This window comes from Mucilaginibacter gossypiicola, assembly GCF_900110105.1.
GTDB lineage: Bacteria > Bacteroidota > Bacteroidia > Sphingobacteriales > Sphingobacteriaceae > Mucilaginibacter > Mucilaginibacter gossypiicola.
Window position 1 is genome coordinate 1,052,354 of the sequence record NZ_FOCL01000001.1, and the last position, 18,129, is coordinate 1,070,482.

Genomic DNA, 18,129 nt, shown 5'->3' on the forward strand with positions numbered 1-18,129 from the left:
AACGAGCAATGGTTTGCATTATTCTCCCAAAATTCAATAAAAATGCGGAGCAAAATTATCTTATTTGGTGCCTTTTTAATGGGCGCCCAGCTATCTTATGGGCAAAGCAAAGCAGGTCCCCCAATAAAAAACTGGTTGCCCATTTATGATTTTACATTAAAGAACTTTAGTCAGCCTCCATTGAAGTTCGGGCCGATGTGCCGTTGGTGGTGGCCCGGCAACCTGGTTGAAAAAAAGGAACTAAAACGGGAGCTTAACCTGTTTGCGGATAATGGTTTTGCGGGAGTTGAAGTTCAACCGCTCAACCGAAGGATCCCGGTCAAAAACGAAAAAGACGAAGCAAGGAAATTAAGTTGGGACACCCCTGATTATTATGACAACCTGCGTACGGTAATGCAGGAAGCACGCAAAAGGCACCTGATTGTTGATGTTACCAATGGTAGCGGCTGGCCGCCGGGTGGGTCATTTCTGACACCCGAAGACGGCTTTATTTCTCTGGAATTTGGTGCATCCACTGTAACCGGCGGGCAAATGCTAAAAGTCCCTTTGATTAAGCCGGATAATCCAACAAAAGTTTTACCCCGACTGATCGCTGTTGTTATAGCTAAACAAATTGCGGGTCAGGCTTCCGGTAATAATGAAACCATACGGTTGGATACGGCTGACATGAAAGAGGTTACTTCGTATGTGCAAAAAGATACACTGCATTACGCTTTCTCCAAAGGCACCTGGAAGGTGATTGGATTTTGGGCAGTACGCACCGGAGAAAGTACCGAAATGGCTGCCTCACCCAGACAAGGGCCTATCCTCAACCATTTTGATTCGCTGAGCGTGCTCAAATTTTACAATCATTTGTATGGTGAGCAAACCGGCTTGCAGCCCTATTTCGGCAACCCGATGCGGGCCGTATTCAGTGATAGTTATGAATTTACGGCCAATCGGTTCTATGCCTATGATTTGACTGCATACTTCAAAACACGCCGTGGATACGACCTTATACCCTGGCTACCTGCAAATATGCAGAAAGGCTATAATACCGTGATCTTTTCAAGACCTGATTCAAAACCGGATTTTTCTTTTACCAACCAGGACTGGCGTTTGCGTTATGACTATGATCTTACCCTGAATGATCTCCTGCGTGATCACTTTTTCAAAAGCAGCCGTAACTGGGCCGAAAAACGGCACCTGCTTTTCCGCACACAAGCCTATGGTTTTAATATGGACATGATAGCTATGGCCGGTGCCGCTTCCATCCCCGAAACCGAAAGTATGTTAGGCTCTGAAGCCAATTTGAAAATCATGACTTCCGGAGCACTTTTATACAACCGACCGGTTGTTAGTGCAGAAGCCGTAGTGTTTGCGGGCCGGGCTTATACCAATACGCCGCAAAAGATCAGGCTGGCTGTTGATAAGCTTTTTGCAGCAGGAGTTAACCAGATCATCTACCATGGCGTTCCCTATCGGTATGTCTCAGATAAATTCGGGTCCGAAAACTGGTATCTATTTTCTTCACCCCTGGGGCCTCATATCAACTTTTCATCCAACCTTGGCGAGGGCAATATTTTCTGGAAAGATCAAAAAAGAGTTAATACATATGTTTCGAGGGTTCAATATGCCCTGCGCTCGGGGAAACCGCATGCCGATGTATTAATTTACTATCCATTTTTAAATATAGAAGGCGCTCCTGATAACGAGGAGGAAATTTTGACCACCGGTTACCTGAAAGATGTAGAAGGGCCTCTACCTCCACCAAAAAAATATGAGGGCCCCGATCCTGCCAAAATAAAATGGGCAAGCAAGGTATACCCGCTGATCAACCAACTGGAAGCCGCCGGTGTTTCCTGGGCGTGGGTAAATGACGAATCGATCCAGGCGGCGAAACTTAACAAAGACAATGCTGTCGATATCCGCGGTAATTTGTCAGCCGCCGTGATCCTGGCGAACGACTCAACCATTCAACTCAAATCTGCAGAAAAAATCAAACAGCTGGCAGCAAGAGGGATGCGCTTACTGGTTACCGGGGCCATTCCGGTTCAACAGTTCTCCTTTTTGAATTGGCGGGAGAATGATCAAAAAACAATGCAAAGCATTTCAATGGCACTCCAGATGCATAACAGTCAATACCTGAACGATAGCGAGGGCATCAGGAACTGGATCAGCAAGCTGTCCAGGTCAATCAAATATCAGAAGGACTGCCGCTTCAGCCGTCAGACCGAACGGGAAATGACCGATGGCAGCCGGATCAAATTTATCTGGAACAAAAGTGATGGATGGCAAACGATCCGTCTACGCCTGGATAAAAAGTACACAAAAAGCTATTGGCTAAATGCAGATGCCGGAACTATATGCAAAAATAATGGCCGGTCAATCTCTTATCAACTCCCCCCCTACGGGTCAGTCTTGCTGTTTGCATCTACTAATAACATTGATCATCAAATAAGAACTGCCCCCCCTGTTACTGTTAATCCTAATAGGTCAATACTCAGTATCAGGAAATGGAGTCTTAAAACAAATAGCTTAACAATAAAAAACTCGGAATTATTTGACTGGCGAACGAATGAGCAGCTAAAATACTCATCGGAAACAGGAATATATACCTCCACGTTTCAATGGCCATTCAATACCTCCGGCCGTCATTTTTTCCTGGATTTTGGTCATGTTTCATTTACTGCCGAAGTATATATCAACGCCAAATTCGCCGGAAAAGTGATCTATTCTCCTTATGTGCTGGATATGGGCAAATACCTGGTTAAAGGGACAAATACTCTTGAAGTGCGGGTTGTTCCCGGGCAGTTGAACGGATTTATTGGCAAGGCCAATAATGGCGACCCGCGATACCTTCAGTTCAAGGAAAAAATGATCAGCTGATGTCTGCTGGCTTGCTGGGCCCCGTAACGATCAGACCTGAAAATAAACACGATTAAAATCTTCCCCAAAACCTTAAAGTGAACAATGAAAGTACAAAAAATGATTATTGCAGTGCTAACGATGTGCCTCCTTTCCGGAAGCATCAAAGCACAGGAGCTTTACGTCGGTACAAATTACCACCCGCATGACAGTAATCCCATCCAATGGCAAAAAGACATTGAATTAATGAAGGCTGCGGGATTCAAAGTGGTACGTATGGGCCATTTGGCCTGGGATAGCTATGAACCTACTGAAGGTCATTTTACCTTCGCCTGGTTTGACCAGATAATGGATATGATGAATAAAGCCGGCATCAAGGTGATACTGGATATCGCAGTAAGGCCTGCTCCGTTATGGCTGCACCACAAATATCCGGGCATTGATATCACCGATGCGAGCGGGAACCGCCTTTACGCCAACCACCGTTACATGGAAGATATCGGGGACCCCGACTATCAACGGCATGCCCTGCGTTATGCCGATACGATTACCAAAAGATATGCCCATCACCCGGCTTTATTGGCCTTTGGCATAGATAATGAATCCGGCGACGGCCAGTTCTCGTTTTCGGAGCCGGCCAGGCAACGCTTTATCAGCTGGCTTAAAAAGAAATATTTCAGCCTCGATGCCTTAAACAAAGCCTGGGCAAGCCAGCGCTGGTCAAGACGGATCGCTGATTTTGAGGAAATCGGTTTCCCGATGTCGGGCAGTATTCTGGGGCCGCCTGAGCGTGTAATGGACTGGCGGCTTTTTGAGTCGGACGAGATCAATCAATTTTTAGCCAGCCTGATGGACAAAGCACACGCCAATGCACCCAGTGCTCTAACCACAACGAACGCATGGTATTTCTCCGCCAAAAAGTACTTCGACTACTCCCAGGTAACCTACAGCGGCAAAATGGACCGTAATGGCGGCGGTTTTTATCCGGGAAGTTCGCTTAAAAACAATACGGGTTTGTATAAAGGCCTGTTTGAGATGGCCAAAATGCAACTGGAAAGCAAAACACCATATTGGGGAGTGGAATTTACTACCATGACCGCTGTGCCTAACTCCATTCGCCGTTCAGCGTACGCCACGCTGTTGTTTGGCAATCAAATGGTTTGCGGCTGGACCTGGCAGAGTATGCATGGTGGTGAAGAACAATACCTGGAAGGCATGACCGACTGGGATGGCCTGACTAACCGAAAATACGAGGAATACAAAACCATAGCGCAGGAATTCAAAAAGATCGAAAAATATGGGTTTCCTTATAAAAACAAAGCGGAGATCGGTTTGGCATTTTCTTTTCCCAGCCAGATAGCAAGTTATGCCTATCCTGAACAGCACGACGATCAGTTGAAAACCTGTTTTGATCAGATCGCCGTTCGTAACATCGATAGTAAAATACTGAACATTGAGCAGAGCGATTTGCATTATAAATTGTTGATCATGCCTGGAATGGCAGTCATCGACAGCCTGACTGCTGAAAAAGTCCGTAAGTACGTTAAAGATGGAGGAACAGTCATCATGACCTCCTATTCGGGTTTGGTCGATACCCATAACCAAGTCTTCGCCACTACTCATCCCGGGCTATTGAGCGATGTTTTTGGGATAAGGGTAGCCTCTTATGAAGAGACTGCTTATATGAATGAAATAGCCAGGGACACCACTACCGGCAATCAGCTTAAAATTCAATATAAAGATCAAAAGATACAGGTTTCCTCATCACGTTTCGATGTGATCCAACCCAAAGAAGCTAAGGTCCTTGCAAGTATAACTAACCTGAATCACGACTACCCCGTGATTACCAGTAACAATTATGGCAAAGGAACTGCGATTTATATTGGCATCCCGGCCCGGGAAAGTGTACTTGCACCATTGATCGATGATCTTTCCAGATCGCTATTTCTGAAGAGCGGCCCCGCTGCCCCACGGGGTGTACTGGCCCGGTTTATAGATGGCAAACATGTTTTATATCTGAATATAACTAACCGGGATCAGAAAATAGATCTTAAGGGAGAAGCAAAAAGCATTTTAACCGGAAAGGGTTACAAAGGTCAACTTCTTTTAAAACCCAACGAACCGGAATTTATTGAAATCAATCAATAATATCGAAACAACCAGCCGATGAAAATCTTTAAATTAATCACAGTGCTATTAATTGCTTGCTTTTTTTCTCAATTGGTCACGGCGCAAACCAAGAAACTGAACAATGTGCTTTACGGAGCAGCCTATTACCAGGAATACATGCCGGAAGAGCGTCTTCAGGAGGATCTGAAACTTATGAAGGCATCGGGGATGTCGGTTGTTCGTTTGGGAGAATCCAGCTGGAGCCTGTTTGAGCCGCGGGAAAGTGAATTTGATTTTTCATGGATGGACAAGATCATTGACGGACTTCAAAAAAATGGCATAAAGGTCATTTTAGGGACGCCAACCTACTCCATACCCGCCTGGCTATGGCATAAACATCCTGAAATTTTGCTTGATTACGAGAAAGGCGGCAAAGCTTATTATGGCATCAGGCAAAATATGGATATCACTAACCCAACCTTCCTATTCTATGCCGAACGGATCATCCGGAAACTGATGGAGCATTATGCTAAAAACCCGGCAATCATTGGTTTCCAGGTGGATAATGAAACCACTTCTTATAATGTAAACAACTATGATTTTCAGATCAGCTTTGTAGACTATCTGAAAAAGAAATTCGGCACCATCGACCACGTTAATAAGCTATGGGGAATGAATTATTGGGGCATGACCATGAATGGCTGGGAGGAATTTCCGCAAAAAGATGGCGTAACCAACCCTGGTTATAAACTCGAATGGGAACGGTTTAAACGTAAATCTGTAGTTGATTACCTGAATTGGCAGACTAACATAGTACGTGAATATAAGCGCCCTGATCAATTCGTAACACATTGTTTTATGCCAACCGTACAAGACATTGACCAGGTGGCAAGTGCCCAAAATATGGATGTTATGGCGGTTAATGTTTACCATGGCTCGCAGGATAACCTGACCGGCGAAGAGATCGCTTTTGCCGGCGATTTTTTCCGCTCGGTTAAAATGAAAAACTATCTGATCACGGAAACCAATGCCCAAACAACAGGTTGGGATTCCAAAGCACAAATGCCCCCATATGACGGCCAGCTTAGGATGAACGTATATGCCCACCTCGGGTCTGGTGCCAATATGGTTGAATACTGGCATTGGCACTCGATCCACTATGGCCATGAAACTTATTGGAAAGGTATCCTGTCGCACGATCTTCAGCCCAACCGTGCCTATGCCGAATATTCCAAAACGGCGCATGAATTGCAGCGGTTCGGCAGCAAGCTGGTAAATCTGAAGATCAGGAACAACGTAGCTATCCTGTTTAGCCACGATGCAAATGCAGGGTTAAACATCATGCCCTTTAAGGATCCGAGAATTAGCGTTCCGAACAAACCTGCAAATGTTTACCGGAATGAATTGGTAGGCCAGTTTCACAAGGCACTTTTCAGAAACAGTGTCGGCACCGATTTTATCTTCCCGGAAAACACAAATTTCAACGATTATAAGCTGATCATTATTCCATCGCTTTATATAGCCAGTGATGAATTGCTGAATAAGATCAGTGATTATGTGGCCAACGGTGGCCATGTGATCATGCAATTCAAAAGTGGTTTTTGCGACGAAAATTCGATGGTACGGCCCGTACTTGCTCCGGGGCCGTTGCGTAAGGCCTGTGGGTTTTATTACCAGGAATTCACCAGTTTTAATGAGTTAAGTCTGAAGGGCAACCCTTTCAATGTGGCTGATGCTGACAACAAGGTTTACAATTGGGGCGAGTACATTATCCCGGAAACGGCAAAGCCATTGGCCTACTATGACCATCCCTACTTTAACAAATATCCCGCTGTGACTATCAATAACTGGGGGAAAGGTACACTGCTTTATGAAGCAACTAATGTTTCGGATTCCATTCAGGAAAAGCTTATTTTACAGGAAATAGAACGCGCCGGAATTAAAACAATGGATCAAAATATGCACTGGCCATTGGTAACCAAAGCCGGGATCAATGAGGCCGGTAAGAAGGTCCATTATTATTATAATTACAGTTCAACAACTACCAGCCTCACCTATCCTCATAAAAATGGTGCGGAACTGATTAGCAATAAATCTGTAACTTCCGGGAGTACAATTGAGATTGAACCCTGGGGTGTTTTGATTATCGAAGAAAATTAACCAATTAAATTATATAACCACTTGAATATGGAACCTACATTAACGCGGAAGAGCAAAACCACCAAATCGATTTACAGAAAAGTTTTTTTTGCGCTGTTTTCCTGCTTTCTTATCCTGGGTTGCAGCAGTGCAAGAAAAATAAGCGGCAACGATACAGATACAGGTTGGACAAAGCTGTTCAATGGCCATGACATTAAAGACTGGTTTGTCAAGATCAATCATCACGAGGTAGGCGAGAATTTCGGAAATACTTTTCGAGTTGAAGACGGTATCATCAAAATCAGGTATGATCAATATGGAAATTTCAATGATCAGTTTGGCCACTTGTACTACAAAACGCCATTCTCTTATTATCATTTACGGTTTGAGTACCGTTTTGTTGGCAAATGGCAAACAACCGCCCCTCCATATACAATTCTCAACAGCGGTATGATGTTCCATTCACAGGACCCAAGGACGATGTTGAAGGACCAGGATTGGCCCATCTCTATTGAATTTCAGTTATTAGGCGGCCTCGGCGATGGCAAACCACGACCAACAGGTAATATGTGCTCACCCGGCACCGACGTGGTTTATAAAGGAAAAGTATCGCCCGACCATTGTATCAACTCTACTTCAAAGACATACGACGGCGAGCAGTGGGTAAAAGCGGAACTGATTGTGCAGGGCAATAAGTTGATCACGCACATCATCAACGGTGATACCGTACTGCAATATTCAAGGCCTACTATTGGCGGTGGTGTTGCACATGGATACGATCCTAAGTACAAGCAGGACGGAAAACTATTGAATAGCGGCTTCATCGCCCTGCAAAGCGAAGGACAACCGGTCGATTTCAGGAATATAGAAATTAAACAGTTGCCTATTACAGATCGTTGAGAGCTGGGGAAATACTATAACAATTAAGTCCCATAATCGTCATATTTAAGTTATCAGAATTTAAGCGCACCCGAATCAGGACAGTAAAAAAGATCACTTTCCACTATTTTAAAGAGCTATAACCCGATCTCAAGACTAAAATTTCACTTCGTCAAACAGTACCAGTAAGGGTATAAGTGGTTCAATTTCAAGACCTCCAGCTTCACTATGGGAGATACTAAATAAAAAGTATCTCCTTTTTTAATTATATTAACTATCTGATTAAAAGTAATTTATCGAATAATCATACATCAAAAACAGGTATTCGAAAATTCCTTATTAAACTCCTACCGGTATTTGAAAATCATATCTGAATAATTAGTTCGATGATTGTGGTGTTCAATATCCTCCTAAGTGTCTGAAATGTTAAATATCAACACATTAACTTTTATCAAATGATAATTCGATCTTTCAATAACAAAACTTGCCTGTATCAATTAACTACAAGCGGGGCCTTATTTTTGCCAACGCTGACAATTCTAATGCTATTAGAACAGTAGTTATTAAAAGACCGGAACACTTAAACCCGCACGAATTTGCCGCTGCACGATAAGCGCAATATCGATACCGCAGAAGAACGCTTGAACTCGTTGATCTGCTCTTTTCAACCAATTCATTAAGAGTGATTTTAATGTGGAGATATAGCATATAAACCCTCACTTCGTTCTCAAAAAAAAGCCCCAACCAAAGTTGAGGCTCTCTAAAAACAAGTTACTTTTCCTATTTCTCCAACCAAACCCTTGCGTTCACAAATGCTTCCATCCATGGCGACACTTCGTCTTTACGCCCGTTTGGATAGTTAGCCCAGTGCCACTGGAAAAGGGAGCGCTCAATGTGTGGCATCATTACCAGGTGACGGCCGGTCTTATCGCACATCATGGCAGTGTTGTAGTCTGAGCCATTGGGGTTGGCGGGGTAGCTTTCATAGCCGTATTTAGCTACGATGCTGTATTGATCTTCGGCATATGGTAACTGGAACCGTCCTTCGCCGTGCGAGATCCAAACGCCAAGCGTTGAACCGGCCAGCGTAGACAGCATCACCGAGTTATTTGGTTGTATGGTCAGTGAAGTAAAGCCGCTTTCGTGTTTATGACTTTGGTTGTGCTGCATCTTTGGCTTCTCGGCATGGTCAGGGTTGATCATGCCCAACTCAATAAACAGCTGGCAACCGTTACAGATACCCACGGAGAGCGTATCCTCGCGTTCAAAGAAGTTTTGAAGGGCTACACGGGCCTTTTCATTGTACAGGAAGGCACCAGCCCAGCCTTTGGCTGATCCCAATACATCCGAGTTGGAAAAGCCGCCTACGGCTCCGATAAATCGGATGTCTTCCAGTGTTTCCCGGCCTGAGATCAGGTCAGTCATGTGGACATCCTTCACGTCGAAACCAGCGAGGTACATAGCATTAGCTAACTCGCGCTCGGAGTTACTGCCTTTCTCGCGGATTACGGCTGCTTTTGGTCGTGGCTTGCCTTCATTTATAACCGGTTTCTTTCCGGTAAAGCCTGCCGGGAATTTATATTTTAAAACATGGTTCTTGTAATTTTCAAAACGCTCTCTGGCTTTCACCGGACCACTTTGTTTCTGATCCAACAGGTAAGAGGTCTTAGTCCACACATCCCTCAGGTGATCAATATCAAACGACCAGCTACCGTTAGCGTTTTTCACGGTCAGCGTAGCTGCCGTTTCAACAGTACCAATCTTGCTGAAAGCAACACCATTGCGTTCCAACACAGCTTCTGCTGCTGTGTCAGCCTGAAAAACAATTCCGATATTTTCAGCAAACAGCGTTTCGATGATATCCTGGTTGCCTAATGCGGAAAGATCGATCGTTGCACCTAAATCGCGGTCAGCGAAGCAAAGTTCTAACAAGGTAGTGATCAAGCCGCCGCTGCCTATATCATGGCCGGCCTGAATTTGACCTGCTTTGATCAGTTGCTGCAAGGTGTTAAACGTATTTTTGAAAGCCCCGGCATCTAATACGTCCGGTGTTTCGGAACCTATTTTATTTAAAATTTGAGCAAATGATGAACCGCCCAGTTTATAGGTATCGCCCGATAGGTTGATGTAATAGATTGCGCCCCCATTTTTTTGCAGCACAGGCTCTATCACCCCGGTAATATCGTCACAATGTCCGGCTGCCGAAATGATCACAGTACCAGGCGCAATCACCTCGCCTTCCTTGTACTTTTGCTTCATGGAAAGCGAATCCTTGCCTGTTGGGATGTTGATACCCAGTTCAATTGCAAACTCAGAGCAGGCCTTTACAGCCGCATATAAACGGGCATCCTCTCCCGCATTTTTACAAGCCCACATCCAATTGGCCGAAAGCGATACGCTCTCCAAGCCATCCCTCAAGGGAGCCCAAACTATATTAGAAAGCGATTCTGCAATGGCATTACGACTTCCCGATGCCGGGTTAATCAACGCCGAAAGCGGCGCATGGCCTATTGAAGTAGCAATACCATCCTTACCCTGAAAATCCAGCGCCATTACACCGCAATTATTAAGCGGCAATTGCAATGGACCGGCACACTGCTGCTTCGCCACGCGGCCACCTACGCAACGGTCTACTTTGTTAACCAGCCAGTCTTTAGACGCTACTGCCTCCAGTTGCAGTACCTGCATGAGGTACGCCTGCAATTGAGATACGTCGTAGGTTACCGGGCTATACTTTCGTTCGATCGTTTTATCCTGCATCACCACTTTTGGCGAACTACCAAACATATCCCCCATGTCAAGGTCCATTGGCCTGGCGCCCGTAGTGGCTGATTCAAAGGTAAAACGATGGTCGCCGGTCACTTCGCCCACCGTATACATCGGAGAGCGTTCGCGGTCGGCAATCTTTTGCAGGATCTCTATGTTTTCCTGCCCGATCACCAGCCCCATACGTTCCTGAGATTCGTTTCCGATAATTTCTTTCGCCGAAAGGGTTGGGTCGCCAACAGGCAGTTTATCCAGGTTAATCTTACCTCCGGTTTCTTCTACCAGTTCCGAAAGGCAGTTTAAGTGACCGCCTGCACCATGATCGTGGATAGAAACAATCGGGTTGATATCACTTTCCACCATCCCACGAACTGCATTTGCTACGCGCTTCTGCATTTCCGGGTTTGAGCGCTGGATAGCATTTAGCTCTATACCCGAACCTAAAGCGCCGGTATCTGCCGACGAAACGGCTGCACCACCCATACCTATGCGGTAATTATCACCACCCAAAATCACCACCTTATCGCTTACCTGCGGGCTGTGTTTTTTGGCTTGCGACAGCTTACCATAACCTATACCGCCTGCCTGCATAATTACCTTATCATAACCCAGGGTGCGTGACTCTTCCTCATGCTCGAAAGTGAGCAGCGAACCCGTGATCAGCGGTTGACCGAACTTGTTACCAAAATCAGATGCTCCGTTTGAGGCTTTAATTAAAATATCAACCGGCGATTGATAAAGCCATTTACGCTCGGCAACGCCATTTTCCCAAGGGCGGTCTGCTGCTAAGCGCGAAAGCGCTGTCATGTATACTGCTGTACCAGCCAGCGGAATAGAACCCTGGCCACCGGCCATCCTGTCCCTGATTTCACCACCTGATCCTGTAGCTGCACCGTTAAAAGGCTCAACAGTGGTAGGGAAGTTGTGAGTTTCTGCTTTCAGGGAAATTACCGATTCAAAATCTTTGATTTCGTAGTATTCAGGTACATCAGGGCGTTTTGGTGCGAATTGCTGAATTACGGGCCCCTTTACAAAGGCTACGTTATCTTTATAAGCCGAGACAATCCCGTTCGGGTGGGCCTCAGACGTTTTGCGGATGAGCTTAAACAACGAAACAGGCTGCTCTTGTCCATCAATCACAAAAGTGCCATTAAAAATTTTGTGGCGGCAGTGCTCCGAATTCACCTGAGAAAAGCCAAATACTTCAGAGTCGGTCAACTTACGACCTAATTTTTCAGAAAGGCCATTTAAGTATTGAACCTCTTCGTCACTTAAAGAGAGTCCCTCCTGCTTGTTATATTGGGCGATATCTTCAATTTCCAGGATCGGTTCCGGTTTAATATTAATAGTGAAGATCTCCTGGTTAAGCGCTGCATATTTTTGAAACAGCATCGGGTCGAAAGCCGAAAAATCAGGATCAACCGCTGCAAATTCCTCGATGCGGATAATACCTTCAATGCCCATATTCTGTGTAATTTCAACCGCGTTGGTACTCCATGGAGTAACCATCGCCGCCCGGGGGCCAACAAAAAAACCGGTCACAATTGTATCCCGGTTTAATTCCGCGCCTGCAAAAAGCCAGCTTAGTTTTGAAATATCTGTCGGATGGAGCGTTTGATTATGTTGTACGGCAAACACCGTATTTGCTTTATTAAAGAAAAAGTAAATCATATCCTTGTTTCAAGGTGCAAAGGTAGCTTTTTTTAAAAAAACAGTCAACATTAAAGGAGAACTGCTTCGAATTACAACTATACCATTCAATGAAATTGTGGAAGCAGAAAAAAGTAATTACTGCTGTTATCATAAAGAAGCTGCTTTATACTATAATGATTGTGCGTTCTAAAATAAATATCGAAACTCTTTCTGAATGATTTTTTTTTGCTTTGAAAGCACTTATGGGGAAACAACTGCATATTGTAAGGCAGACAATTTCTGACAAAATAGATGTAAAATATCGACAAAAATCTCATGGCGCATTTTTATGTAAATTTTGTGCAAATAAAAAAACGAACTTGACAGAATTGGGCTAAATCATTGATTTTGCCCCTTTAACTGGCTGGAATTTGAACCAACCTTTGCGTTTTAAATGAATCGGAACACTTTAGTGCCCCTTAACTGGGCTCAACTCAATAGCTAATTTGAGCTGCGATCCAATAAGAGAATAACCTTAATTGCCTTTATAAATCCATAGATTTTGGTTTGCCTATTTAATTCTCAGGTAATAGGCGTTTTATAAATGGGAATCCTTTCGGCCAACTAAGTCACAAAAAACATAAGCGCCTGATTTACAAAACAATATAAATGTTCGAATATCGAACACTTCGATCACATAAAATACTATTACTAATTGGCTTTAGAATTAAAATGATAACCAAGCAATCACACTATTGCATTCCATTTTTAAAACCAAGACAAAAAAAATCAATTAACTGATTACCGATTCATTAAAAAAAGTAAGAGTTAGCCGTTTGACAGGGATCCCCGCACCTCCACCCGAAGGGATTTTCTCAGGAAAATCCTCTTTTTTAATTATCAATAAGTTTTTACTGCTTCCTAACATCCATATCGCCCACCGGCTTGTTAATATTAAATTGATATTTATTTTAACAACAACAGTCATTAATAGCTGTCGAAGCATTCAAAATGACTAAGCAACGCAAATGTTACATTTTAGCGAGTATTGCTTTACTCCCAGTTTATTTATTGAAATAACAGAAGCTATACTTATTATTTAGCAACCAGCTAAATCGTAAATACGTCAAAGTCCATCACCAAGTAGTTGAACTTGATTATAGATGTTTGTTTTTTGGATATCTTGCTTTAATATTGTGATTCCTGATAATACATCTGATATAAATGAACAGAAAAACGGTAAACCTACTTGTATTTGGCCTGGGGCTTTTGATGCTCTTATTGCGCCCTTATGTAGTTTATCGTATTATCGGTTACCGTAATAAGGACAAAGATCCCGTCAAAACCAGCCTGTTGCAGCGCATGATTAAAAAAAAGGACGAGCACTATGAATGTCCGGAAAATAGCGTGATAGAGTCTGGGAAGCCGGGATTCAACTTTCAGGCTCCGGTAAGGCGGATAACTTTACGAAATTTTCATGACGTCTTTTTTTTAGGCGTTCCGTTTTTGGCCTCGTTGCCTCAAGCGGTGCGGATTGTTTTAAAACCGTGCCCCAGGCAGCGGTTTTGCCTGCTTTCCTGTTTCCGGATCTGAATATTTTTCAATGGCTAAAACAAGTCGTTAACAGCCAGCAAACTGCTCTTGCAGACATACACGTTTTTTGCCGAAAGCGCCATTCCTCGATTAATAATCTATTTTTACAACAATACTCTATGAAACAGATTGTTCTGCTGTTGATCAGCATTATAGCCTTCAAAGCACATGGGCAAATCAGTTGGCCGGATCAAAAAAAATCGGCCATCATCCTTACTTATGATGATGCATTGCCTTCGCAACTGAATACGGCGGTACCTCAGTTAAAAACGGCAAAAATAACGGCAACTTTTTTCCTCACCAGCGATATCGACAGTATCTCTATTCCACAATGGCGTGCGCTAAGTAAAATGGGGTTTGAGCTGGGTAATCACACAGTTTTTCACCCCTGTGCCGGCACAGATGATAACCCGGTGCCAGCAGACCATTATACAGCTTACCAGATCATCCGCGAAATAGAGGTTATGGATAGATTTCTGTTTGCTGTAGATGGTAAAACTAAAAGAACCTTTGCTTACCCCTGCGCTGAAACTATGATGGGAGGAAAAGATTATGTAGATTCATTGCGGAAATATACGTTGGTAAAATACGCCCGCGCGGGTGGCGACTCCACTGCTTTCATAACAGATTTCACTCATCTGGATCCTTTCCGCGTGCCATCGTACGGACTGGAAGGCGGCGAAACCGGCGTGCAGCTTATCGCCTTTGTGAAGAAAGTTCAACAAAACGGCGGCATGGGAATAATTATGCTGCATGGTGTTGGCGGAGATTATATCACTGTTTCAGCTGGTGCCCACCGGCAACTAATCGAATACCTCAAAACCCAAAAGAAAGAAATCTGGATGCCTACATTTCAACAGGGCATGGATTATATCAACAAACAAATACCTTTAAAAGCCCAGAAACCCTAATTCAATTACCGAACAAATGAAAAAGAGACTTTTAAACAAAATATACCTCCTTGGACCAATAGCGCTCGCTGCTGTAACATACGTTGGAATCTCGGCCTGGAAGTACCCGGATCCCCCCGCTATTAACCAGGTAAAACATGTAGTTGTTATCTATATGGAAAACCACAGCTTTGATAACCTTTACGGACAGTTTAAGGGAGCCGATGGCCTGGCTGATGCAAAAAAAGAAAGCATTATTCAACTGGATGCAGAAGGTAAGCCTTATACCATGCTGCCCCCGGTGCCGCGAAGCAGTGCGTTTCCTACAAACCTGGCCAATACTTATTATAATATTGACCAATATGTAGCTGCCGACCAAGCTACCCCCGATGTAACCCATGCCTTTTACCAGGAGCAGATGCAAATAAACGGCGGAAAGATGAACAAATTTGCACTGTATAATTACACGAAAGGTTTAACGATGGGATATTATACTACGGCCAATCTGCCATTGTATGACCTTGCAAAAAAATACACGCTCTGCGATCATTTTTTCCATAGTGCTTTTGGCGGCTCATTCCTTAATCACCAGTGGCTGATAGCAGCAGCTTCTCCGGTATTTACAGATGCACCCGAATCCATTAAAGCCCAGGTAGATGCTTCCGGTAAAATGATCAAAGATGGTTCTGTTACACCAGACGGTTACGCCGTTAATACATCCAACTCTGTAAATCTGCACCCCAAAGGAGCGCCTCTCGCTAACCTGGTACCCAATCAAAACGGCCCAACCATTGGCGACCGCCTTACAGATAAGGGTATTTCATGGGCCTGGTATTCAGGCGGCTGGAACGACGTCATAGCAGGAAAGCCAGATCCGACATTTACCTATCACCATCAGCCTTTTGCTTATTTTACACGTTATGCGGAAGGTACAGAGGAAAGAAAAAAACACCTTAGAGATGAAACAGAATTTCTGGAAGCTGCGCAAAAAGGTGCCCTGCCTGCCGTATCTTTCGTTAAGCCGATTGGGCTGGAGAATGAACATCCGGGAGGCTCGACCGTTAAAGCCGGAGAGAGCCATGCCGTTAAGCTAATCAATGCGGTACTCAATGGCCCTAACGGCAAGGATGTGGTAATCATACTCACCTATGATGAAAACGGAGGCTTTTGGGACCATGTAGCCCCGCCGAAAATTGATAAATGGGGACCTGGTTCGCGTATCCCTGCTTTGATCATTTCGCCATTTGCAAAAAAAGCCTATGTGGACCATACCAATTACGAAACGGTGAGTATCCTGGCTTTTATTGAGAAAAGGTGGGGGCTGAAGCCACTCAACAGCCGCGACCAACATGCCGATCCACTAAGCAATGCGTTTAACTTTTAAAATAATTGCAGCAGGCCTGATAGTTATTGCCTCCTGCGGCTTGCTGGGTTTTCACAGCAGTCCGCAGGTGATAACTGAAGCCGTCCGTAAAAAACTGGTGTTACAGGCCGATAGTTTTCTGATATCCGTAACACAATTACAACAAGCTGTTGCGCAAGCGGATAATAAGCCGCTAATGCAACAACGTTTCAGGGAGGTACGTTTGGCCTACAAACGGCTGGAATGGGCAACGGAATATTTTGATCCGTTAACATCCAAACGAGTTAACGGGCCGCCCGTGCCCGAAACGGAACTTGGCGGACAGGTCATCCAACCCGAAGGGTTGCAGGTGATCGAAGGGTTACTTTTTCCTACTTTTAGCCCTTCCTCCAGCAAACAGCTTCGTCTTTATTTGGATAAACTCGCAGTCAGCGCCGAAGAATACAAAGACTATTTTACGCGCAGCAGTCTTCAAGACTGGCAGATTATAGACGCGACGAAGCTGGAGGTTTTCAGGATAGAGACTTTGGGTCTGAATGATTTTGATGATCCGCTTGCCCGGCAATGCTTTAGAGAGTCTGCAACTGCTTTAAGCAGCCTAAGTGAGGTGACCCAACATTATACGAGGAGTGATCAAAGCCGTTTAATCGAATATTTTAAACAGGCAGTAAAATATCTTTCGCGCGCTGTGGCATTCAACCAGTTTAACCGGGCCGAATTTATTACTGCTTATGCAAACCCCTTAACCAGGGAATTGAGCTATTTAAATAAACAATTGAATTTGCCAGATGTTCGTTATAATCGCCTGTTGAATCAAGATGCGGCAACCTTGTTTGAAAAGAACTCTTTTAACAGAAATGCCTACATTAATGCTCTCGAAGATTCGGCCACCTTACAAAAAATTGTATTAGGCAAAAAGCTGTTCTTTGATAGCCAGCTTTCAGGCACCATGACCCGGAGCTGTGCTTCCTGTCATCAGCCGGATAAGGCCTTTACAGACGGTTTTGTTAAAAACCTTGATATCACTGGTAAAAAAACAATTTTCAGAAATACCCCTACGTTGATCAATGCCGCGCTACAGCCGGCACAGTTTTATGACCTCAGGGCATACTCGCTCGAAGACCAAATTGTTGACGTAATTCGTAATCCGGATGAAATGCACGGCAATATCCACCTCTCAGCTCAAACATTTTGGCGAGATCGAACATATCGTAAACTATTTGCTGAGGCTTTTCCAGGCCGGGCGGCTATTGACACTGCAGAAACCATAAACGCGCTGGCTGCTTATATCCGTAGCCTTACTTCACTTAACAGCCGCTTTGATGAATATATGCATGGAGACAAAACAATGCTTAATCAAAGCGAGGTTAATGGTTTTAACCTCTTCATGGGGAAGGCCCGGTGTTCAACCTGTCACTATATGCCTTTGTTTAATAGTACACTGCCACCGAGGTATGTACAGATGGATGCCGAGGTTATTGGTGTGCCTAAAATTAAAAACTGCAAAATGATTGACCCTGATCCGGGATTGTTCGCTATACAGCCACTGAGGTTTAACCATCATGCTTTTAAAGTAACAACCGTTAGAAACGCTTCGAAAACGGCGCCCTATATGCACAATGGGGTATACAAAACACTGGAAGAAGTCATTGACTTTTATGATCAGGGGGGTGGTGTTGGCATGGGGTTAAAGGTTCCGAACCAAACATTGGCCCCGGAACACCTGCAGCTCTCGCTAAAAGAAAAAAAGGAATTGGTTAGCTTTATTAAAGCTTTGGACAGTCATTAGTTGGTGGCGAAGCGATATTTTAATAAATAAAAAGGGCCCTTAGCCCTGGTGACTCCGGAGATAGCATGCCGGCGTCGGCAAAATTTAATATGCACAGTGACAATTAAAAGTGGACTTTTAGC

At 44.2% G+C, this 18,129-nt stretch carries 9 protein-coding genes; 8 read left to right on the forward strand and 1 reads right to left on the reverse strand.

Annotated features, from left to right (window positions below):
* Positions 1 to 42: 42 nt before the first annotated feature.
* The 4 genes from BMX50_RS04390 to BMX50_RS04405 all read left to right on the forward strand — a co-directional run bounded on the left by BMX50_RS04390 (position 43) and on the right by BMX50_RS04405 (position 7,995).
* Positions 43 to 2,868, forward strand: a complete 2,826-nt coding sequence (locus tag BMX50_RS04390) for a glycosyl hydrolase (RefSeq protein WP_091208137.1) — start codon at positions 43 to 45, stop codon at positions 2,866 to 2,868.
* An 84-nt stretch (positions 2,869 to 2,952) separates the two neighbouring features.
* Positions 2,953 to 4,995: a beta-galactosidase gene (locus BMX50_RS04395; RefSeq protein WP_091208140.1), complete on the forward strand. Its 2,043-nt coding sequence runs from the start codon at positions 2,953 to 2,955 to the stop codon at positions 4,993 to 4,995.
* An 18-nt stretch (positions 4,996 to 5,013) separates the two neighbouring features.
* Entirely contained in the window at positions 5,014 to 7,116 is a 2,103-nt protein-coding gene (locus tag BMX50_RS04400) for a beta-galactosidase (RefSeq protein ID WP_091208143.1), read from the forward strand.
* Positions 7,117 to 7,143: 27 nt separating this feature from the next.
* Positions 7,144 to 7,995 carry a 3-keto-disaccharide hydrolase gene (locus tag BMX50_RS04405; RefSeq protein ID WP_091208145.1) on the forward strand — a complete coding sequence of 284 codons (852 nt, stop codon included), beginning with the start codon at positions 7,144 to 7,146 and terminating at the stop codon, positions 7,993 to 7,995.
* A 759-nt stretch (positions 7,996 to 8,754) separates the two neighbouring features.
* Here the strand turns inward: BMX50_RS04405 and purL are convergent.
* Positions 8,755 to 12,411, reverse strand: coding sequence for a phosphoribosylformylglycinamidine synthase (gene purL / locus BMX50_RS04410; RefSeq protein WP_091208148.1), 3,657 nt, complete (start codon positions 12,409 to 12,411; stop codon positions 8,755 to 8,757).
* A 1,185-nt stretch (positions 12,412 to 13,596) separates the two neighbouring features.
* Here purL and BMX50_RS04420 point away from each other — a divergent pair.
* The 4 genes from BMX50_RS04420 to BMX50_RS04435 all read left to right on the forward strand — a co-directional run bounded on the left by BMX50_RS04420 (position 13,597) and on the right by BMX50_RS04435 (position 18,007).
* Complete coding sequence (locus BMX50_RS04420; protein WP_091208154.1) at positions 13,597 to 13,965, forward strand: hypothetical protein; 369 nt, start codon at positions 13,597 to 13,599, stop codon at positions 13,963 to 13,965.
* 119 nt (positions 13,966 to 14,084) lie between these two features.
* Entirely contained in the window at positions 14,085 to 14,876 is a 792-nt protein-coding gene (locus tag BMX50_RS04425; RefSeq protein WP_091208156.1) for a polysaccharide deacetylase family protein, read from the forward strand.
* 16 nt (positions 14,877 to 14,892) lie between these two features.
* Positions 14,893 to 16,239 carry an alkaline phosphatase family protein gene (locus tag BMX50_RS04430; RefSeq protein ID WP_091208159.1) on the forward strand — a complete coding sequence of 449 codons (1,347 nt, stop codon included), beginning with the start codon at positions 14,893 to 14,895 and terminating at the stop codon, positions 16,237 to 16,239.
* Positions 16,223 to 18,007: a cytochrome c peroxidase gene (locus BMX50_RS04435; protein ID WP_091208161.1), complete on the forward strand. Its 1,785-nt coding sequence runs from the start codon at positions 16,223 to 16,225 to the stop codon at positions 18,005 to 18,007. Before BMX50_RS04430 ends, BMX50_RS04435 begins: the two co-directional genes overlap by 17 nt.
* Positions 18,008 to 18,129 lie beyond the last annotated feature (122 nt).